Source organism: Brevundimonas sp. Leaf280 (genome assembly GCF_001422455.1).
In the GTDB taxonomy this organism is placed as follows: Bacteria; Pseudomonadota; Alphaproteobacteria; order Caulobacterales; family Caulobacteraceae; genus Brevundimonas.
Genome location: NZ_LMNC01000003.1, coordinates 205,701 through 225,442, shown reverse-complemented (window position 1 = coordinate 225,442; position 19,742 = coordinate 205,701). Strand labels below are relative to the sequence as shown.

Sequence of the window (19,742 nt, the reverse complement as noted above, 5' to 3'; positions counted from 1 at the left end):
CATGCCGCACAAGGCCTTTAATCGCGGTTAACCGCCGTTCACCGTAGTTCTACGGATAGCGGTTGCGCTTCGCGCGTCGCGAACGCACCTAGCCTGCCATGCCCGTCTCTCCCGACTATCGCCCCGAACCGCGCTTTTTTGATTTGGGCGCGGACTTTGCCGATGCGGTTCAGGCCGCAGACTTTCCGAAGACGGTCCTGCGCTTTCGCAACGACCGCGCGGCCGCCGAGGTCGGGCTGGAGGGGCTGAGCGAGGCGGAATGGATCGCCGCGTTCGGGCGGTTCGAGCCCCTGCCGGGGCAGCCCGGTCCGATCGCCATGCGCTATCACGGGCATCAGTTCCGGCACTACAATCCCGATCTGGGCGACGGGCGAGGGTTCCTGACGGCGCAGATGCGCGAAACGCCTCGAGCCGCCGCGCTCCGCGAGCGCGGCGATCGGCCAAGATTGATGGATCTAGGGACCAAGGGCACCGGCCAAACGCCCTGGTCGCGAGGTGGCGATGGGCGGCTGACGCTGAAGGGCGGGGTGCGCGAGGTTCTGGCAGCGACGATGCTGGAGGCGCAAGGCGTCCCGACCAGCCGCGCCTTTTCGCTGATCGAGACCGGCGAGGCGCTGGAGCGCGGAGACGAGCCGTCGCCGACGCGGTCGGCCGTGCTCGTGCGACTGTCGCACAGCCATGTGCGGTTCGGGACGTTCCAGCGCGCGGCCTATCTGGGCCGCAAGGACCAGATCAAAGCGCTGATCGAACACGTGCGTAGCCTGTATCACCCGAGCGTCGCCGCCGGGGATGCGCCCGGTCTGCTGGCCGCCATCGTCGAGTCCTCGGCGAAACTGACCGCGCGCTGGATCGCGGCGGGGTTCGTGCATGGGGTGCTGAACACCGACAATCTGAACGTTACGGGCGAGAGCTTCGACTATGGCCCCTGGCGGTTCCTGCCCGAATACGACCCGGCGTTCACCGCCGCCTATTTCGACCAGACGGGCCTCTACGCCTTCGCGCGCCAGCCCGAGGCGGTGTTCTGGAACCTGACGCAACTGGCCGGATGCTTGAAGCTGGTCGCCGAGGTCGAGCCGTTGACGGATGCCCTGAACGGTTTCGGTCCCGCCTATATCCGCGAACTGCGCGCCGCGTTTTTGATGCGGCTGGGCGTCCACAGCCTGGGCGAGGCGGCGGATCAGCGGTTGGTCGATACGACCCTGGCCCTGTTGCGGGAGGGCGGCGCGGCCCTGCGGTGGGAGCCGCTGTTCTTCGACTGGTTCGGCGGCTTCGCCTCCTCGGCCCGCGCCCTGTCGGGACCACGTTCGAAATCGTACCAGGGCGAGGCCTTCGACGCCTTCCGCTTTGCTTTGATGGAACACGAACCGGACCGGATCGAACGGCTGGAACATCCGATGTTCGCCGCGCGCGAACCGGAGGAGATGCTGATCGACGAGGTCGAGGCCATCTGGGCCGCCATCGCCGAAGCCGACGACTGGGCTCCCTTTCATGCCAAGCTGGATCGGCTGGAGGCGGCGCGTCTGGCCTGGGGGTCCAGCGCCCAACGCCGAACCTTACGAAAGCTTCATCTCGTTTATCGATAATTTTCTTGCCCGTTTATCGATAAATCCATATCGATAGTCACCAAGGCGGTCGCGGAGGGCGACCCGAATGGAAGGGCTTTCGAGATGAAGATGATCGGCAAATATTCCGTCGCCAGCGCCCTGCGCTGGCTGCTGGGCTTCGTCAATGTGTTCGTGATGATCGGCGCTGTCGCGACGATCCTGGTCTTCCTGTTCACCCTGATCGTACCCAGCTTCGGCGCAGGCCTGATCGACGGGCTGAAGGGCGCGAGCGCGGATCCGAGCAACACCCTGCAATGGACCGGACGCTTGACCTTCCTCGGCGCGGCGATGGCCTGCGGCTTCACCTGGTGGATCATCAACCGGCTGCGACGCATCCTGCTGTCGGTCAATCAAGGCGACGCCTTCGAGTTCGCCAACGTCAAACGACTGCAAGGCGTGGGTCTGGGTCTGATCGGCATTCAGCTGACGGCGCTGCTGTTGGTCTTCGTCGCCCCGCAGAGCATCGGCCAGTCGCCGTCCGACTATGACTTCGACCTGGGCTCCTGGCTGGGCATTCTGGTGGTCTTCATCCTGGCCGAGGTGTTCCGGCAGGGGTCGGCCATGCGCGACGAACAGCTGACCACGGTCTGAGGAGCGCGCGCCATGATCATGATCCAACTGGACCGGCTGCTGCTCGAACGCCGGATGTCCCTGACCGAACTGTCCGACCGCGTCGGCGTCACCCTGGCCAATCTGTCGATCCTGAAGACCGGCAAGGCCCGCGCGGTGCGCTTCTCCACCCTGGACGCCCTGTGCCGCGAACTGGACTGCCAGCCCGGGGACCTGATCGTCCAGACGCCGGGGCCGCAGCCCGAAGACTGAAATCGCGCGTCGCAAATCCTTGTGGGGCATTGGGAATCGGCCCAATGCCCCCGCCCCGTAACAGAAAGTCATCAGCTGATGTCATCAGTTGATGTCATCGCATGATGACAACCGTCTGAAGCGCCGCTATGTAGGCTTCAGCGAACGGCTCCCCGGGGAACGCCCCAAGGCCGGATCGCAGCCGTTCATGACCTTCAGGCGTCCTCCCCGATGACCACCTCGACCTTTACCACCGCGCCGTCGCGCAACCGCGCCGCCTACGCCAACATCGCCCTTTGGACGCTGCAGGGCTGGATCGCGATGTTCTTCATCGCCGCCGGCTACGCCAAGCTGACCGAGCCGATGACCAACCTGATCAATCTGATGGGCTGGCCCGCCGTCGCGCCCGAGAACATGGTGCGCGGCATGGGCGTGGTCGAGATCGTTCTGGCCATGGGCGTGCTGAGCCCGCTGATCTCGTGGCGGGTGGGTCGCCCCCTGCTGCTGACGGCGGCAGTCGGCCTGATCGTCATGGAAGCGACCATGATGATGATCCATGCGCTGAGCCAGGACTTCGGACTGGCGGCGGTCAACGCCGTCCTGCTGGCCATCACCGTCCCGGTGCTACTGGGTCGCCGCAGGGCATGATTGCTGCAGGGCCTGATTGAAAGAGATCGAACGCCGGACCCCTCTCCCCCTGCAGTCCGGCGTTTGCGCCCGGAGCCTCCCCCCAGGCTCCGGGCTTTTTCATGCCTGATCGTCGGCGCGAAAGAAAAGCTTACCCTTACGTGCGCGTAAGCCTCTTCCCTTTACGCGCACGTCAAGTTATGAAGGCGTATGGCCACCGCCGACGACCACCGCACCTATTCCATTCGCCAGCTGTGCCGCGAGTTCGGCGCCACGGCGCGCGCGCTTCGATTCTACGAGGACAAGGGCCTGCTGACGCCCGCGCGCAAGGGCCAGACCCGCGTCTATGACGCGCGCGACCGCGCCCGGCTGAAACTGATCCTGAGGGGCCGCCGCATCGGCTTCACCCTTCAGGAGATCCAGGACATGATGGATCTCTATGATCAGAAGGATCACAACGTCCACCAGATGGCCGTGGCCCTGGTGCGGCACCGCGCCCAGATCGCGGCGCTGAAACAGCAGCTGGAAGATATCGAAGGCGCCATCGAGACGGCCGAACAGGCCTGCGCTTGGATGGAGTCCAAGCTGTCCGAACATCGCCCCGACCTGCTGCCGGGGGCCGAAGATTATGAGAAGCTGCTGCGCGCGCGTCTCAACCACGACCACCACCACCCCTTCAAAGCAAGAGCGTAATCCATGGCCTACAAGGCGCCTGTCCGCGACTTCACCTTCATCCTGAATGAAGTGCTGGAGATCGACCGCTACACCAACCAGCCGGGCTTCCAGGACGTCTCTTCGGATCTGGTCAGCCAGATCCTGGAAGAAGGCGCCAAGTTCGCCGACGAGGTCATCGCCCCGATCAACAATCCGGGCGACAAGGAGGGCTGTCACTGGGCCGAGGGCGGCGTGGTGACCGGACCCAAGGGCTGGAAGGAAGCCTACAAGGCCATGTCCGAAGCCGGCTGGATGGCGCTGGCCGCCGACCCGGCGTACGGCGGTCAGGGTATGCCCAGCGTGGTGGCCTCGGCTTTCGGTCAGATGACGGCCGGCGCCTCGGCCGCTTTTTCGATGTATCCGGGCCTGACGGCCGGCGCCTATGCCGGCATCCACGCCAATGCCTCCGAAGAGCTGAAGCAGAAATACCTGCCCAAGATGGCGACCGGCGAATGGTCGGGCACGATGAACCTGACCGAGCCGCAGTGCGGCACGGACCTGGGGATGGTGCGCACCAAGGCCGTGCCAAACGGCGACGGCTCCTATTCGATCACCGGCCAGAAGATCTGGATCTCGGCGGGCGAGCACGACTTCGCCGACAACATCATCCACACCGTCCTGGCTCGCGTCGAAGGCGCGGTTCCGGGCATCAAGGGCCTGTCGCTGTTCGTCGTGCCCAAGTTCCTGGTCAATGAGGACGGGTTGCTGGGCGAGCGCAACAGCCTGGAATGCGCCGGCCTCGAGCACAAGATGGGCATCCACGGCAACGCCACCGCCGTTATGCAGTACGACGGCGCCAAGGGCTGGCTGATCGGCGAAGAAGGCCGCGGCATGAACAATATGTTCGTCGTGATGAACGAGGCGCGCCTCGGCACCGGCCTGCAAGGTCTGGCTATCGGCACCGCCGCCTATCAGGCCGCCGTGGAGTTCGCCAAGGACCGCCTGCAAGGCCGTTCGCTGACCGGACCGAAGAACCCGGACGGCCCGGCCGACAGCATCATGGTCCACCCCGACGTGCGCCGCATGCTGCTGGAGTCCAAGGCCTTCGTCGAAGGCGGCCAGGCCTTCATCCTGTGGACCGCGCTGCACGCCGACCTTGAGAAGTCCGAGGACGCGGCCGTGGCCCAGAAGGCCAAGGATTACATGGGCCTGCTGACGCCGGTGCTGAAGGCTTATCTGACCGACAAGGGCTTCCACGTCGCCTCGCTGGGCATGCAGGTGCACGGCGGTTCGGGCTACACCGAACACTTCACCGCCTCGCAGTATCTGCGCGACGCCCGCATCACCATGATCTACGAGGGCACCAACGGCATCCAGGCGCTGGACCTGGTCGGCCGCAAACTGCCCGCCAACGGCGGTCGCGCCATCATGACCTGGTTCGGCGAAATCGACGCCTTCGTCGCCGAAAACAGCGGCAATGAGGCCATCAAGCCCTTCGTCGACGGCCTGGCCGACGCCAAGGCCAAGCTGCAGGACGGCACCATGTGGCTGATGCAAAACGGCATGGCCAATCCGGACAACGCCGGCGCCGCATCGACCGACTATCTGAACGTCTTCGGCCTGACGGCTCTGGCCTATATGTGGGCGCAGATGGCCAAGGTGGCTCAAGCCCAAGTCGAGGCCGGTTCGACCGACCCCTACTACGCCACCAAGCTTCAGACCGGCCGCTACTTCGTCGAGCGCATCCTGCCCGACGCCGAAGCCCATCTGAAGAAGATGAAGACCGGCGCCGACGTGCTGATGGCCATGCCGGCCGAGGCGTTCTGAGGCCAAACCGTCTCCTCCCCGCTCTGCGGGGAGGTGGCGCGGCGCCTCTTCGGCGCCGTGACGGAGGGGCTCTTTCCGTCGCTCATTCCTGAAACCCAGCGGTGGACAGAGCCCCTCCACCGCTTCGCGGTCCCCCTCCCCACGGAGTGGGGAGGAGACATGATGATGAACGTGCTGGGCAGCCCCGATCCCGATTTCATGCGTGAAGAAGAGATCACCCTCTTCTCCGACAGCGTCGGCAAATGGATCGACGAGCACGCGCCGCTTGAGAAGATCCAGCAATGGATCGCCGACTCGTCTGTGCCGCGTCAGCTGTGGAACGACGCGGGCGAGGCGGGCCTGCTGGGTCTGTCGCTGCCGGAAGAGGATGGGGGTTTCGGCGGCGACTATCGGCACGAGGTCGTCTTGATGCGTCAACTGGGCTGGAAGGGCGCGGACCACTTCGGCATTTCGCTGCACAATGCGATCGTCATGCCCTACATCTGGCATTACGGCACCGAGGAGCAGAAGCAGCGCTGGCTGCCGCGCCTGCAATCGGGCGAACTGGTTGGCGCCATCGCCATGACCGAACCGGGCGCCGGATCGGACCTGCAAGGCGTCAAGACCACGGCGGTCAAGTCGGGCAACGGCTATGTCGTCAACGGCTCCAAGACCTTCATCACCAACGGCCAGCTGGCCAACTTCCTGATCGTGGTCGCCAAGACCGATCCGGCCGAGGGCGCCAAGGGCACCTCGCTGATCGTGGTCGAGACCGATGGCGCGGAAGGGTTCGAACGTGGTCGCAACCTGCACAAGATCGGCATGGAGGCCAACGACACCTCCGAACTGTTCTTCAACGATGTGAAGGTCCCCGGCGACAACATCATCGGCGGGACCGAGGGCCAGGGCTTCGTCCAACTGATGCAGCAGCTGCCCCAAGAGCGGCTGAACATCGCCGTCCAGGGCGTCGCCGCCGCCGAGCGCGGCCTTGAGGCGACGCTGGCCTACGTCAAGGAGCGCAAGGCGTTCGGCAAACGCGTCATCGACTTCCAAAACACCCAGTTCAAGCTCGCCGAGGTCAAGACCAAGCTGACCGTCGCCAAGGTCTTCACCGACCACTGCATCGGCCTGCATCTGCAGGGTAAACTCGACGCCGCCACCGCCTCCATGGCCAAATACTGGGTCACAGACATCCAGGGCGAGACCATCGACGAGATGCTCCAGCTCCACGGCGGCTATGGCTACATGAACGAGTACCCGATCGCCCAGCTGTACAAGGACGCCCGCGTCCAGCGCATCTACGGCGGCACGAACGAGATCATGAAGCTGCTGATCGCGCGGACGCTGTAAGACCTCCTCTTGTCATCCCCGACGAAGCGCAGCGAAGATCGGGGACGCAAGCCATTCGCCTTGACCGCTCCCGGACAACCCGCAAGGGTTGAGCCGGGAGACGCCGTCATGGTCAAAAACTTCTATGTCTATCTGCTCGCCAGCGGCCCGTGCGGCTATCTTTACGTCGGCGTCACCAACGACATCGTGCGCCGGGTCGCCGAGCATAAGTCGGGGATGGTTCCGGGCTACACCGCGGAACGCGGCATCGACCAACTGGTCTGGTACGAAACCCACCAATACATCGACCAGGCGATCCTTCGTGAGAAACGCATCAAGCGATGGTTGCGAGATTGGAAGTTCGCATTGATCGAGAAAGACAATCCACGCTGGCTGGACCTCTATGGCGAGGTGCGTGCGAAAGGTGAGCCCGGCTCGGCTGCGCCGACCGGGCTTGGATGACTATAAAGCCCCGCCCCGTCCCGGCTCTTCGCTTCGCTACGGCCGGGATGACAAGTGATTGCCCAAGCGTCATGTAGAGCCATGATCCGCCTTCACGTCACTCAGTCCCTTTCCGCCGCCGCTCCCGTCGCGCCCACCTTGGACCAGTCGCGTTATCTGACCCAGGTCATGCGTTTGAAGGCCGGCGACGAGCTGCTGGCGTTCAACGGGCGCGATGGGGAGTGGCGCTGCACTGTCGCGGAAGTGCTGAAGAAGGGCGTGATCCTGCGCGCCGAGGAACAGGTGCGACCCCAGACCTTCGGTCCTGATCTGGAACTGATCGTGGCGGTGGTGAAGAAGGCTCGCGTCGAGACAATTGTGGAGAAGGCCGCCGAGCTTGGCGCGCGACGGGTGCGGCTGGTGCTGACAAAACGCACCAACGCCGACCGTATCCGCCTGGACCGGCTGGACGCCATCGCCGAGGAAGCCGCCGAACAGACCGGGCGGATGGACGTGCCCGCCGTCGATGATCCGATCAAGCTGGATGCCCTGCTGGACGGCTGGGAGACCGGACGCCGGCTGATGTTCTGCGACGAGACGGGCGGCGCGCCCGCCGTCTCGTCCCTGCGTGACGCAGGCGAAGGCCCCTGGTCCATCCTGATCGGGCCGGAGGGCGGATTCTCGCCGGAAGAGGGCGAGCGGCTGCGGTCCCTGCCCTTCACCACCGCCGTGTCGCTGGGCCCGCGCATCCTGCGCGCCGACACCGCCGCCATCGCCGCCATGACCCTGTGGCAGGCGGCCGTCGGTGATTGGGAACGATAAGTCCGCCCCTCAGGCAGCGAGCTGACGCAGACCGAGCGTCAGGGAAAGACGAAAGCCCTCTTGAGCCTTGCCGCAATCTTGCCCATCTAGCCGCGACACACGGTCGCTTACGATGCGCCCGCAGGGGACTGACGCATGACCGACAACGCGCCGCTGACCCGGACCGACCTCATCGAGGCCATGTCCAAGGGGATCAAGCCCAAGGACCAGTGGCGCATCGGCGCCGAACACGAGAAGTTCGGCTTCGACAATACCACCTTGGCCCGCCCCGCCTATGACGGCCCGAACGGCATCAAGGCCATGCTGGAGGGGCTGCAACGCTTCGGCTGGTCGCCCGTCGAGGAAAACGGCTTTCTGATCGGACTGGAGCGCAGGAACAGCGAAGGCTTCGTCGCCTCCGTCAGCCTGGAGCCGGGCGGTCAGTTCGAACTGTCGGGCGCGCCGCTTCTGACCATCCACGACATCTGCAACGAGACCGGCCAGCACCTGATGGAGGTCAAGCAGGTCGCCGACCAGATCGGCGTCGGCTTCCTGGGCGCCGGCTTCGACCCGCTGTGGACGCGCGAACAGGTGCCGGTCATGCCCAAGGGCCGCTACGACATCATGCGCGCCTATATGCCCAAGGTCGGCACCCTGGGCCTGGACATGATGCTGCGCACCTGCACCATCCAGGCGAACCTAGACTTCGATTCCGAAGCCGACATGGTGATGAAGTTCCGCACCTCCTTGGCGCTGCAACCCATCGCCACCGCCCTGTTCGCCTGCTCACCCTTCACCGAGGGACGGCCTAACGGGTTCCTGTCGGCCCGCGCCAACGTCTGGACCGACACCGACGCCGACCGCACCGGCATGCTGGGCTTCGTGTTCGAGGAGGGGTTCGGCTTCGAGCGCTACGCCGACTATGCGTTGGACACGCCGATGTATTTCGCCAAGCGCGACGGCCATTATGTCGACGCCTCGGGCCAGTCGTTCCGCGATTTCCAGGCCGGCAAACTGCCCGCCCTGCCCGGCCAGTATCCGACCCTGAAGGACTGGAACGACCACCTGACCACCCTTTTCCCCGAGGTGCGACTGAAAGCCTATCTGGAAATGCGCGGCGCCGACGGCGGCCCGTGGAGCCGGATCTGCGCCCTGCCCGCCCTGTGGGCCGGGGTTCTGTACGACGCGCCGTCGCTGGCCGCCGCCTGGGACCTGGTCAAGGATTGGGACATCACCGACCACGAACGCCTGCGCCGCGACGTGACGCGCCTGGGTCTGAAGGCCGAGGTGGCGGGCCGATCGGTGCGCGACATCGCCGTCGACCTGGTGAACATCGCCAAACAGGGGCTGAAGAACCGCGCCAAATTCTCGGGCGGCATGGTGGACGAGCGCGGCTATCTGTCGGAACTGGAAGACATCGCCGACAGCGGCGTCACCCCGGCCGAACGCCTGCTGGACCTGTATCACGGCGCCTGGCAGGGAGATGTGAAACGCATCTACGCCGACTTCGCCTACTAGGGGACGGTGTAGTCCGAGCAGTCGGGCAGCGGGCTGGCCGGTTTGTATTCGCCCGTCTTGGCGTCGAAGGTGAACCGGCGGGTAAAGCTGCATTTCGGATCGCGCGCGGTGACCAGGTCGGCGGGCTTCAGCGGCGGCTTCTCCAGCGAGTCCTCGGATCGCGAGGCGCCGCGCGGATAGGCCGTCGCCGTCGTCTCATAGGTCAGGACCGGCATTGCATCCTCCGCCGCGTCGCTCGCGGTGAGGGTCGCAGCGAAACTGTATTCGTCGTGACAGGCGCCGGCGCGCTGGGTCATGTCCTCCTTGCTGAAGCAGGCGCGGATCATCAGCGAACCCTGGATCGGCACGGTCAGCACCGGTGCGGCGCCGGCCTCGCCGTCGGCATCCAGCCGATAGAGCCGCAGTTCCGTCGCCTGTCCGCCGCCGCCGGAATACATGCTGCGGCTCTCCATCTCGACCCCGGCCAGAAACCCGCCGTCCGACAGCCTGATCAGGCCATTCCATGGCTTGTAATTTTCCACCTCGCCCGACGCCCCTTGCGGCGCGGCCGGCAGGGCGTCGGGCGCACGAACGATCGGGGTGAAGACCGGCTCGCCGTCACGCGTCTGCTGCGTCAGACCGACGCACTGAGTCCCGTCGTCCGTGCAGGCCCGATCCTTGGTCAGGGTCAGGGGTTCAATCCCGTCCCCTGATGGCGGGGATTGGAGCATGGCGATCGCGGCGAGGAGCAAGATCATGCGCCGATCCTAGCCGAGACGGCGCACGACGCCATCGGTTCGTTTCGCGTCGCTGCAAAGGCGAGCTTAACGGATGCGCCGTAACATGGGTTTGAGTTTGAGAGAGTGCGCAATGACCTGTTCGCCCGTTGCGGCCCTAGCCTTCCCCACAGCCGATGTCGATCTGGACACCTTCTTCGATGTGTCGCTGGATCTGCTGGTGGTGCGCGAGCTGGATGGGCGCGTGGTCAAGGCCAGCGCCTCTTGGTTCACCATGCTGGGCTATCGCCCCGACGAGATCGAGGGCCAAGGCCTGTTGCGGCTGATCCACCCGGACGACCATGCCGCCACCCGCCAGAGCATCGTCGAGGTCGAAAACCGGCGGCCGGGCGATCCAGTCCTGGGTCAGGTCAACCGCTATCGCCACAAGGCCGGTCATTACGTCACCGTCGAATGGCGCGCCCATCGTCAGGGCGACCGCATCTATGGCATCGCCCGCGACGTGACCGAAAAGGTCGCGGCAGAGCAGGCCCTGCGCGAAGCGACCGCCGCCGCCGAGGCCGCCAATGCCGCGAAGTCCGAGTTCCTGGCCAATATGAGCCACGAGATCCGCACGCCCTTGAACGGCGTGATCGGGATCGTCGACGCCCTGTCGCGCACCGAGTTGACGCCCGAGCAGGCTGAGATGGTGGCCCTTATCGCAAGCTCCGGCGTAACGCTGGAACGGCTGGTGTCCGACATTCTGGATGTGTCCAAGATCGAGGCCGGGCATCTGGACCTGGAAAGCCGGCCCTTCGATCTGGACGAGGCCGTCGCCGCCCCGCTGGACGTCATGCGTTTGAAGGCCGAAGCCAAGGGACTGACTTTCGACATCCGCCGCGACGCCGATGCGCGCGGCATGTTTGTCGGCGACAGCACCCGCATCCGTCAGGTGCTCGACAATCTGCTGTCCAACGCCATCAAGTTCACCCATCAGGGCTCCGTCGCCGTGGCCATCGCGGTGGACGAGGATTCCGACGGCCTGACCCAGCTGACGCTGCGAGTTGAGGATACGGGCGTCGGCTTTTCTTCCGACCACGCGGCCCGTCTGTTCGATCGGTTCAGCCAGGCGGACAGCACCATCACGCGCCGGTTCGGCGGCACGGGCCTGGGCCTGTCGATCTGTCGTTCGCTGGTCGAACTGATGGGCGGGCGGATTTCCGCCGCATCCACGCCGGGCGTCGGCAGCATGTTCACCGTCGAGATCCCCCTGACGCGCGCCGCATCCCTGACCGAACACGATGCACAACGACGCGCGCGTGCGGCCGAAGCCGACCGCCCCCTGGCGCCGCTGCGCGTGCTGCTGGCCGAGGATCACCCGGTCAACCAGCGTGTCGTTCAGTTGATCCTGGCGGCGCACGCCATGCAGGTCGTCACCGTCTCGGATGGCGAACAGGCCCTTGCCGCCTTCCAATCCGAGACCTTCGACCTGATCCTGATGGACATGCAGATGCCGGGCATGGATGGCCTGACCGCCACCCGCGCCATTCGCCAGATCGAGGCCGCCCGTCCCGATCAGGCCCGCACGCCGATCATCATGCTGAGCGCCAACGCCATGAGCGAGCACCGCGACCAAGCGCGCGACGCCGGCGCCGACCTGCACGTGCCAAAACCCATCACCGCCGCCAGCCTGCTGGCCGGCATACAGGCGGCGACCGCACCCTGATCCGACGTTGACAAAGTTTGCCATGCGCCCATTCTCCTTGAGAGGAGGCCGACCATGGCGACGATGAACATCTCCCTGCCCGGTCCGATGAAGGCCTGGGTCGAGGAACAGGCGAAATCCGGGCGCTACGCCAACACGTCGGACGTGGTGCGCGACCTGATCCGCCGCGAGCAGGTCAAGGCCGAGAAGATCGCCAACATGCAAAGGTTGATCGACGAAGCCTATGCATCAGGCATCAGCGACCAAACGCCACGAGAAATTTTCGAAGAGGTTCGCGCCGAATATCTGGCCGAAACGACTCGCAAGGCAGGCTGACTTGGCCAAGCTGCGGGTATCCAAGGCCGCGCGAACCGATATGCGTGCGATCTTTCGACAGAGCGTCGAGATGTTTGGATTGAGCCAGGCTGACGCCTACGTCGCCGCTCTTCACCACGCGCTCGAACTCATCGCGACCTATCCCAAGTCGAACCGGGAAAGAGCAGAGACCGCGCCGCCTGTGCGAGTTCATCCTTACAAGGCGCACGTCATCGTCTATGCCATCGACGATCAGGGCGTTCTGGTGCTCCGCATCCGCCATACGCGAGAGGACTGGACAGCCGATCCCATCCGAGACCGCGAAGCCGGAGACGAGCCATGACCCACTCCATCCATGTCGGCATCGGCGGCTGGACGTTTGAGCCGTGGCGGGGGGTCTTCTATCCGGAGGGCCTGGTTCAGAAGCGGGAGCTGGAATATGCGGCGTCGAAACTGACCTCGATCGAGATCAACGGCACCTATTATTCGACCTTCAAGCCCGACAGCTGGAAGAAATGGCGCGACGAGACGCCGGACGGCTTCGTCTTCTCGGTCAAGGCCAGCCGCTACTGCACCAATCGCAAGGTGCTGTCCGACGGCGCCGAAAGCTTCGACAAGTTTCTGAGCCAGGGCCTGACCGAACTGGGCGACAAGCTGGGCCCGATCAACTGGCAGTTCATGGGCACGAAGAAGTTCGATGCCGAGGACTTCGAGGGATTCCTGAAGCTGTTGCCCAGGGAGAAAGACGGAGTGCGGCTGCGGCACGCGCTGGAGGTTCGCAACCCGACCTTCGCCACCGAACAATTCTATGACCTGGCCCGCAAATACGGCGCGGCCATCGTCTATGCGGTCGATGACGAGGAGCCGACCTGGCCCCAGATCGACGAGGCGACCGCCGATTTCAGCTACGCCCGGCTGATGTCCAGCCGCGAGGACGAGCCGACCGGCATGACGGCGACCGAGCTGGGTGCGGTGGCGGATCAGGCCAGGGCCTGGGCGAAACGGGGCGAGGTCTTCGCCTATTTCATCTCGGGCGCGAAGGTGCGGAACCCTGCGGCGGCTCAGGCGCTGATCGCCAAGCTGAAATAGCGGTCCGTACGCTTGCGGACCCGCGGCCGCCCTCTCATCTGAGGCCGGCTCACTGCAAAGCCTGAAGGACTTTTTCCATGCCGATCGCCACACGCGCCTTCGCCGCGACCGCCGCCGACAAGCCGCTGACGCCCTACAGCTTCGAGCGCCGTGATCCGGGTCCGGACGATGTGCTGATCGACATCAAATATTGCGGCGTCTGCCACTCCGACCTGCACGCCGCGCGCGGCGAGACCGGCGGCACGGCCTTCCCCCTGGTGCCGGGTCACGAGATCGCGGGCGTGGTCAAGGCGGTTGGATCGAACGTCACCCGCTTCAAGGAAGGCGACCGCGTCGGCGTCGGCTGCATGGTCGACAGCTGCCGTGAATGCGCCTCCTGCCAGGAAGGCGTCGAACAATATTGCATCCCCGGCTTCACCGGCACCTACGGCGGCAAGGACAAGAAGGGTGGCACGTCGGAAGCCATCACCCAGGGCGGCTATTCCGACCACATCACCGTCGATCAGCATTTCGTCCTGTCCATTCCCGACAGCCTGGCGCTGGATGTCGCCGCCCCCCTGCTGTGCGCCGGCATCACCACCTATTCGCCGCTGAAGGAATGGGGCGTGGGACCCGGTTCCAAGGTCGCGGTCATCGGCCTGGGCGGCCTGGGCCATATGGCGGTCAAGCTGGCGGCGGCGATGGGGGCTGAGGTCACCGTCCTGTCCACCTCGGACCGCAAGAAGGCCGACGCCGAGCGGATGGGCGCCAAACATTTCCTGATCAACTCCGACAAGGATGCGATGAAGGCCGCGGCCGAGAAGTTCGACCTGATCATCAACACCGTCTCGGCCACGCACGAGATCGCCAGCCACATTCAGTTGCTGGCCCGCGACGGCACCATGATCATGCTGGGCCTGACGACCGAGGGCCTGCCGGTCTTCGCCTTGCCTCTGCTGTGGCGTCGTCGCCGCATCGCCGGCTCGCTGATCGGCGGCATCAAGGAGACGCAAGAGATGCTGGACTTCTGCGCCGAGCACGGCATCGCCTGCGACATCGAGACCATCGCTCCGGATCAGATCAACGACGCTTATGAACGGATGCTGAAGTCCGATGTCCGCTACCGTTTCGTCATCGATATGGAAAAGCTGGCCGCCTGATCGCAGGGACGAGGATCAACGAAACGCGACGGAGGCATGAAACTTCCGTCGCGTCAGATTCTCGCCTTGCGCGCTCGCGCTCGCACGTTAATCCTGAACCGCGACAAGGCCTTCTGAAAGGTCTGCACAGGGACAGGAGACGATATGGCGCGCGTAGCTTTCGTGACGGGCGGGACCCGGGGCATCGGCAAGGCGATCGTTCAGCGCCTGCATGAGGACGGCTTCAAGGTCGCCGCCGGCTATTCCGGCAACGACGAGGCGGCCAAGGCCATCGCCGATGCGCTGGACGTCATGGTGGTCAAGGGCAATGTCGGCAGCTTCGACGACTGCGCCCGCGCGGTGAAGGAGGTCGAGGATCAGCTCGGCCCCATCGACATCCTGGTCAACAACGCTGGCATCACCCGCGACGGCTTCTTCCACAAGATGAGCCACGACCAGTGGTCCGACGTGATCCGCGTCAACATGGACAGCGTCTTCAACATGACGCGCCAGGTCATCAACGGCATGCGCGACCGGGGCCACGGCCGCATCGTCAACATCTCCTCGATCAACGGCCAGAAGGGTCAGATCGGCCAGACCAACTATTCCGCCGCCAAGGCCGGCATGATCGGCTTCACCAAGGCGCTGGCGCTGGAGAATGCGCGCAAGGGCGTGACCGTGAACTGTATCGCGCCCGGCTATATCGACACCGAAATGGTCGGCGCCATGGACCCCAAGGTGCTGGAAGGCATCATCAGCCACATCCCCGTCGGCCGCCTGGGCAAGGGCGAGGAGATCGCGGACATGGTGTCCTGGCTGGTCGGCGAGCGTGCCGGATATGTCACAGGCTGCACACTGTCGCTGAACGGCGGTCAGTACCTGGTGGGTTGAGGCGGGCTTCGCCCAAAATCCGCCGCGCGCGGGTTTCATCAAGTCTGTCATGAAGTTGTTGGGATCGGTCAGGGCGAAAAAATCGCCACGCGTGACCGCGATGGCGGTCGCCGCCATCGCGGTCATCGGCGTGGGCGTCGTCGCGCCTGTGGTTGTCCCGACCGAAAGCCAGGCCCAGTCCCGCCGGACCGTGCCGCCGACCGCCCGCTACGTCAGCAGCAGCGGCCAGGGCTTTATCCTGGACACCTCCGGGTCGCGGCCTCTGATGCGGCTGGAACGCTCGACCGAGGTCTGGGTGCTGCGCCCCACGCCTGCGCCGCGTGGCGACATCATCTATCGCAACGACAACGGCGATCAGGTGCTGAAGGTCACGCCCGACGGCGCCGTCACCCTGTATACGACCACGGCGCCGCAGGGCTCGCCCGCCTCGCGCGTCGGCGACGCCCAAGGCCTGGCCAGTGCGGCCATGACCGGCGCCCAGCTGGTCGATTATTTCATGCGACAGAGCTATCGCGCCAGCCAGGCGATGGGGCGGCTGATCGTGATCGACGTGGACATCCAGCCCGGCTCAGAACAGGTCGCCGCCGACACCGTCTCGGCCGCCAGCGACGCCATCGTCCGCATGGCCCGCTCGTCCAACCTGCGGTCTCAGGTCGAGCGGGTGCGCCGCGTCGTGGTGTCCGATCAGGGCCGTCCGTCGGTCACCCTGGTCCAGGGCACGCTGCGGATCGTCATCGACGCCGACGCCGGCATCGCCGGTCGCCCGTCCTCCGCCCGGATCGTGCGGGTCGTGGGCGGCGAGGCCCTGAACCGCTGAGACCTAGAAGGCGTCCTTGCCCGCCCGGCGTGCGGCGAACTGATCTGCATCCGTCGCGGTCAGGAACGGATTGAACCGCTTTTCCACCCCCAGCGTCGTCGGCACGGTCGGTTCGCCCCGGTCGCGCGCCGCAAAGATCGCCTCGGCATGGGCGGCGGTCTCGGTCCGGTCATCCAGGCTGAGGGTGAAACGCGCATTCGAGGCCGTATATTCATGCGCGCACCAGATCACCGTCTGATCGGGCCAGGCCTTCAGCCTTTGCAAACTGTCGAACATCTGCCCCGGCGTGCCCTCGAACAACCGGCCGCAGCCCAGAGCGAACAGGGTGTCGCCGGTGAACGCCAGATCGTCCGCCGGTGCGTGGAACACGACATGGCCCAGGGTGTGGCCTGGCGTCGCCGTGACCTCGAACCGAGTCTCGCCCACCATCACCACATCGCCGTCAGCGACCACGCGGTCCAGCGGCGCGACCTTGCGCACCTCTTCCGGCCCGACGATCTCGCAAGCCCACTCGGCCTTCAGTCTCGCATTGCCCTCGGTGTGATCCGGGTGCCAGTGGGTGTTCAGAATCAGGTCCAGCCGCCCCCAGCCCAGGCCTTCCAACTCCTCAAGAATGCGCGCCGCATCGGGCGTATCGACCGCCGCGACCACGCCGGTCGCGGCGTCGCGGATCAGGAAGCCGTAGTTGTCGCTGCGGCAGGGAAACAGATGCACATCCAGGGTCATACGCCCATCCTAGCAGCAGGGCCGCCGACAGGCCTATAGTGGGGCCATGCGGCGCAGCATCGAAGAGCTTCGAACCTTCTACGGCGAGCCGACCGGCGCGTTGGCGCGACGGCTGGTGGCGCGACGGCTGGACGACGCCTGGGGCGAGGCGACCGATTGCGACGTGCTGGGCGTCGGTTACGCCACCCCTTGGCTGGACGCCTTCGTCGGCGCGCGGCGCGTCGTCGCGGCCATGCCGGGCGGGCAAGGTGTCGAGCATTGGCCGACGGTCGGGCGCAACCGCACCCTGCTGGTGGACGACCGCCGCCTGCCTTTTCCCGCCGGATCGTTCGACCGCATCCTGCTGGTTCACGCCCTGGAAGAGGCCGACGACCCCGCCGCCCTGCTGCTGGAAGCGGTGCGCGCGCTGTCGCCCACCGGGCGCATCATCCTGGCGGCGGCGGCGCGCGGCGGCCTGTGGGCGCGGGCGGACAACACCCCCTTCGGTCATGGCCGCCCCTTCACCCGGCGTCAGTTGGAGGGGCTGGTGCGCGATGTGGGGCTGGAGCCGATGGCCTGGTCCCAGACGCTGTATGCGCCGCCCTGGGCGCCGATGCTGAGGCTGGCCGACGGGTTCGAACAGGTGGGCCGCCACGTCTTTCCCGGAACCGCCGGCCTGATCCTGCTGGAGGCCTCGCGCCAGAACTATGCCCGCATCCGGCCCAGCGGCCATGCCCAGCGCGTCGCCGCCCCGGTCCTGACGCCCCAACCGGCGACCCTGTCGTCGCGACGAAAGCCGCACACCTGACGCGGAGTTGACCCCCGCGCCATCTGGTCGGCGAGGCGAAACCGCCTTATGGCGAAGATCATGCACCGACTGATCCTGATGCGGCACGCCCAGGCCGAAACCTCCGCCCCGTCCGGCGGCGGCGACGAGGCCCGCCCCCTGTCCGCCGTCGGCCGCGCCGAGGCCCTGCTGATGGGCCGCGCCCTGGCCGAACGGGGGCTGAAGCCGGACCTGGCTTTGGTCTCCGGCGCGGTGCGCACCCGTCAGACCTGGGAGCAGATGCACGACGCCTTCGGCGACGTCGAAGTGCGCGACGAGACTGCGCTCTACAACGCCGGTTCGGACGTGATCCGCCGCTTCGTCGAGGCCAGCGAGGACGAGGCCGGCTGCCTGCTGATCCTGGCCCACAATCCCGGCGTCCATGTGCTGGCGGCCGAATATCTGATCGAGAGCGCCGCCTCGCCGGCCGTGGTGGACAAGCTGTCGGGCGGTTTCCCGACCGGCGCCGCCGCCCTGTTCACCGTCGATGTCGCGGGCCGCTGCACCTACGAAGGCTTCCTGACGCCACGCTCGCTCGGCGCGGCGTCGGCATGAGCACATCACGCATGCCCGAAGCCGCCTACAAGATCGTCGACGCCGCCGAATGGCGCGCGGCCGTCGCCGAGGGCCGCTATGACGGCGCGCCGGTGGATCTGGCCGACGGCTACATCCACATGTCGACCGAAGCGCAGCTGGCCGAGACGGCGCGGCGCCATTTCGCCGGGCGCAGCGACCTGCTGCTGCTGACGGTGGATCTGAGCAAGTTCGGCGACGAACTGATCTGGGAGCCGTCGCGCGGCGGCGACCTGTTCCCCCATCTCTATGCCCCCCTGCCCGTCGCCGCCGTCACGGCATCGCGCGCCCTGTCGGTCACGGCCGACGGCGAGATGGCGTTAGAGGACGACCAATGAGCCTGACAGATATGGGCGCCGCCCTGCTGCGACGGCTCGACCCGGAGCAGGCGCACCAGTTGGCGATCAAGGGTCTGGCGCTCGCGCCCCTGCCTTCGCCGCCCGCCGACGATCCGATCCTGCACACGCGCCTGGCCGGTCTGGACCTGCCCAATCCGGTCGGTCTGGCGGCGGGTCTGGACAAGAACGGCGAGGCGCTGCGCGGCCTGTCACGCCTCGGCTTCGGCTTCGTCGAATGCGGCTCGGTCACGCCCCGGCCTCAGCCCGGCAATCCCAAACCCCGCCTGTTCCGCCTCAGCGAGGACCGGGCCATCATCAACCGGATGGGGTTCAACAACGCCGGGCTCGACGCCTTCGCCGAGCGGCTGAACCAGCGCCCGAGGGGCGTCGTGGTCGGCGCCAATCTGGGGGCCAACAAAGACACCGAGGACAAGGCGGCTGACTATGTCGCCGGTCTGCAACGCCTCGCCGGCCGCTCCGCCTACTTCACCGTCAACATCTCCTCGCCCAATACGCCGGGCCTACGCGCGCTTCAGGGTCGCGAGCAGTTGGACGACCTGCTGGGCCGTATCGACGCCGCACGCCCTGCAATGGACCCCAACCGCGTACCGGTCTTCCTGAAGATCGCGCCCGACCTGATCGCCGACGAGATCGGCATGATCGTCGAGGCGTCTCTGGCCCATCGGATCGACGGCCTGATCGTATCCAACACCACGCTGGAACGGCCCGAGACCCTGCGCTCGGCCGATGCGCACGAAACCGGCGGCCTGTCCGGCGCGCCCATCCGTCCCTTCGCGGAAAAGGCCCTGCGCGCGGCGGCCGAGGCGGCGGCCGGCCGCCTGCCCCTGATCGCCGTCGGGGGCATCGACAGCGGCGCCGAGGCCTATGCCCGCATCCGGCTTGGCGCATCGGCGGTCCAGATCTATTCCGCCCTGATCTACGAGGGGCCCGGCCTGGTCGCCCGCATCAAGCGTGACTTGGCCGCCCGCCTGCGCGCCGACGGTTTTTCCGCAGTAACAGACGCGGTCGGCGCCCCCCGTTGACGGAGCGTTAGTGTCGATACGTCTAGGGTGATCGATGCGAGCGACC

Annotated in this window: 23 protein-coding genes; 21 read left to right on the top strand and 2 right to left on the bottom strand. The window is 66.1% G+C overall.

Features of this window, described 5'->3' with window-relative positions; all coding sequences use genetic code 11:
• Window positions 1-98: 98 nt before the first annotated feature.
• From ASF31_RS07225 to ASF31_RS07180, 10 genes are all read left to right on the top strand, one after another.
• Complete coding sequence (locus ASF31_RS07225; RefSeq protein WP_055754023.1) at window positions 99-1,583, top strand: protein adenylyltransferase SelO family protein; 1,485 nt, start codon at window positions 99-101, stop codon at window positions 1,581-1,583.
• 84 nt (window positions 1,584-1,667) lie between these two features.
• Window positions 1,668-2,195: a DUF2975 domain-containing protein gene (locus ASF31_RS07220; RefSeq protein ID WP_055754022.1), complete on the top strand. Its 528-nt coding sequence runs from the start codon at window positions 1,668-1,670 to the stop codon at window positions 2,193-2,195.
• Window positions 2,196-2,207: 12 nt separating this feature from the next.
• Window positions 2,208-2,426 carry a helix-turn-helix transcriptional regulator gene (locus ASF31_RS07215; RefSeq protein ID WP_039244779.1) on the top strand — a complete coding sequence of 73 codons (219 nt, stop codon included), beginning with the start codon at window positions 2,208-2,210 and terminating at the stop codon, window positions 2,424-2,426.
• Between the two features lie 210 nt (window positions 2,427-2,636).
• Window positions 2,637-3,053 carry a DoxX family protein gene (locus ASF31_RS07210; RefSeq protein ID WP_055754021.1) on the top strand — a complete coding sequence of 139 codons (417 nt, stop codon included), beginning with the start codon at window positions 2,637-2,639 and terminating at the stop codon, window positions 3,051-3,053.
• Between the two features lie 189 nt (window positions 3,054-3,242).
• On the top strand, window positions 3,243-3,725 hold the full coding sequence (locus tag ASF31_RS07205) for a MerR family DNA-binding transcriptional regulator (protein ID WP_039244783.1): 483 nt from the start codon (window positions 3,243-3,245) through the stop codon (window positions 3,723-3,725).
• 3 nt (window positions 3,726-3,728) lie between these two features.
• Complete coding sequence (locus tag ASF31_RS07200; protein ID WP_055754020.1) at window positions 3,729-5,513, top strand: acyl-CoA dehydrogenase C-terminal domain-containing protein; 1,785 nt, start codon at window positions 3,729-3,731, stop codon at window positions 5,511-5,513.
• Between the two features lie 165 nt (window positions 5,514-5,678).
• On the top strand, window positions 5,679-6,842 hold the full coding sequence (locus tag ASF31_RS07195) for an acyl-CoA dehydrogenase family protein (RefSeq protein WP_055754189.1): 1,164 nt from the start codon (window positions 5,679-5,681) through the stop codon (window positions 6,840-6,842).
• A gap of 108 nt (window positions 6,843-6,950) precedes the next feature.
• Window positions 6,951-7,283, top strand: coding sequence for a GIY-YIG nuclease family protein (locus ASF31_RS07190; RefSeq protein ID WP_055754019.1), 333 nt, complete (start codon window positions 6,951-6,953; stop codon window positions 7,281-7,283).
• Window positions 7,284-7,364: 81 nt separating this feature from the next.
• Window positions 7,365-8,084: a 16S rRNA (uracil(1498)-N(3))-methyltransferase gene (locus ASF31_RS07185; protein ID WP_055754018.1), complete on the top strand. Its 720-nt coding sequence runs from the start codon at window positions 7,365-7,367 to the stop codon at window positions 8,082-8,084.
• A 135-nt stretch (window positions 8,085-8,219) separates the two neighbouring features.
• Window positions 8,220-9,581: a glutamate--cysteine ligase gene (locus ASF31_RS07180; protein WP_055754017.1), complete on the top strand. Its 1,362-nt coding sequence runs from the start codon at window positions 8,220-8,222 to the stop codon at window positions 9,579-9,581.
• Here the strand turns inward: ASF31_RS07180 and ASF31_RS07175 are convergent.
• Window positions 9,578-10,318 (bottom strand): hypothetical protein, encoded by a 741-nt coding sequence (locus ASF31_RS07175; RefSeq protein ID WP_055754016.1) that lies wholly within the window; start codon window positions 10,316-10,318, stop codon window positions 9,578-9,580. The two genes, ASF31_RS07180 and ASF31_RS07175, sit on opposite strands and share 4 nt — an antisense overlap.
• A 112-nt stretch (window positions 10,319-10,430) precedes the next feature.
• Here ASF31_RS07175 and ASF31_RS07170 point away from each other — a divergent pair, with 112 nt between their 5' ends.
• The 7 genes from ASF31_RS07170 to ASF31_RS07140 all read left to right on the top strand — a co-directional run bounded on the left by ASF31_RS07170 (window position 10,431) and on the right by ASF31_RS07140 (window position 16,211).
• On the top strand, window positions 10,431-12,002 hold the full coding sequence (locus tag ASF31_RS07170; RefSeq protein WP_055754015.1) for an ATP-binding protein: 1,572 nt from the start codon (window positions 10,431-10,433) through the stop codon (window positions 12,000-12,002).
• Between the two features lie 54 nt (window positions 12,003-12,056).
• On the top strand, window positions 12,057-12,317 hold the full coding sequence (locus tag ASF31_RS07165; RefSeq protein WP_055754014.1) for a type II toxin-antitoxin system ParD family antitoxin: 261 nt from the start codon (window positions 12,057-12,059) through the stop codon (window positions 12,315-12,317).
• 1 nt (window position 12,318) lies between these two features.
• Window positions 12,319-12,639, top strand: a complete 321-nt coding sequence (locus ASF31_RS07160; RefSeq protein WP_200918593.1) for a type II toxin-antitoxin system RelE/ParE family toxin — start codon at window positions 12,319-12,321, stop codon at window positions 12,637-12,639.
• The gene (locus ASF31_RS07155) at window positions 12,636-13,385 is read left to right on the top strand and encodes a DUF72 domain-containing protein (protein ID WP_055754013.1); all 750 of its coding nucleotides are present in this window, start codon (window positions 12,636-12,638) and stop codon (window positions 13,383-13,385) included. The genes ASF31_RS07160 and ASF31_RS07155 overlap by 4 nt, the downstream gene beginning before the upstream one ends.
• 77 nt (window positions 13,386-13,462) lie before the next feature.
• Complete coding sequence (locus ASF31_RS07150) at window positions 13,463-14,524, top strand: NAD(P)-dependent alcohol dehydrogenase (protein WP_055754012.1); 1,062 nt, start codon at window positions 13,463-13,465, stop codon at window positions 14,522-14,524.
• Window positions 14,525-14,668: 144 nt separating this feature from the next.
• Window positions 14,669-15,394, top strand: coding sequence for an acetoacetyl-CoA reductase (phbB, locus tag ASF31_RS07145; protein WP_017505756.1), 726 nt, complete (start codon window positions 14,669-14,671; stop codon window positions 15,392-15,394).
• A gap of 100 nt (window positions 15,395-15,494) precedes the next feature.
• Window positions 15,495-16,211 (top strand): DUF4908 domain-containing protein, encoded by a 717-nt coding sequence (locus tag ASF31_RS07140; RefSeq protein WP_235551288.1) that lies wholly within the window; start codon window positions 15,495-15,497, stop codon window positions 16,209-16,211.
• 3 nt (window positions 16,212-16,214) lie between these two features.
• Here the strand turns inward: ASF31_RS07140 and gloB are convergent, their stop codons facing one another.
• Window positions 16,215-16,937, bottom strand: a complete 723-nt coding sequence (gene gloB / locus ASF31_RS07135; RefSeq protein ID WP_055754010.1) for a hydroxyacylglutathione hydrolase — start codon at window positions 16,935-16,937, stop codon at window positions 16,215-16,217.
• A 46-nt stretch (window positions 16,938-16,983) separates the two neighbouring features.
• On the opposite strand from gloB, the gene ASF31_RS07130 reads away from it, so the two are divergent.
• Genes ASF31_RS07130 through ASF31_RS07115 form a run of 4 tightly spaced genes read left to right on the top strand, consistent with a single transcriptional unit; the run spans window position 16,984 to window position 19,696 of the window.
• Window positions 16,984-17,724, top strand: coding sequence for a methyltransferase domain-containing protein (locus tag ASF31_RS07130; protein ID WP_055754009.1), 741 nt, complete (start codon window positions 16,984-16,986; stop codon window positions 17,722-17,724).
• Between the two features lie 60 nt (window positions 17,725-17,784).
• On the top strand, window positions 17,785-18,297 hold the full coding sequence (locus tag ASF31_RS07125; protein WP_055754187.1) for a histidine phosphatase family protein: 513 nt from the start codon (window positions 17,785-17,787) through the stop codon (window positions 18,295-18,297).
• Between the two features lie 11 nt (window positions 18,298-18,308).
• Window positions 18,309-18,653 (top strand): DUF952 domain-containing protein, encoded by a 345-nt coding sequence (locus tag ASF31_RS07120; RefSeq protein WP_055754008.1) that lies wholly within the window; start codon window positions 18,309-18,311, stop codon window positions 18,651-18,653.
• Window positions 18,650-19,696 (top strand): quinone-dependent dihydroorotate dehydrogenase, encoded by a 1,047-nt coding sequence (locus ASF31_RS07115; protein WP_055754007.1) that lies wholly within the window; start codon window positions 18,650-18,652, stop codon window positions 19,694-19,696. The genes ASF31_RS07120 and ASF31_RS07115 overlap by 4 nt, the downstream gene beginning before the upstream one ends.
• The last annotated feature ends 46 nt before the right edge of the window (window positions 19,697-19,742 follow it).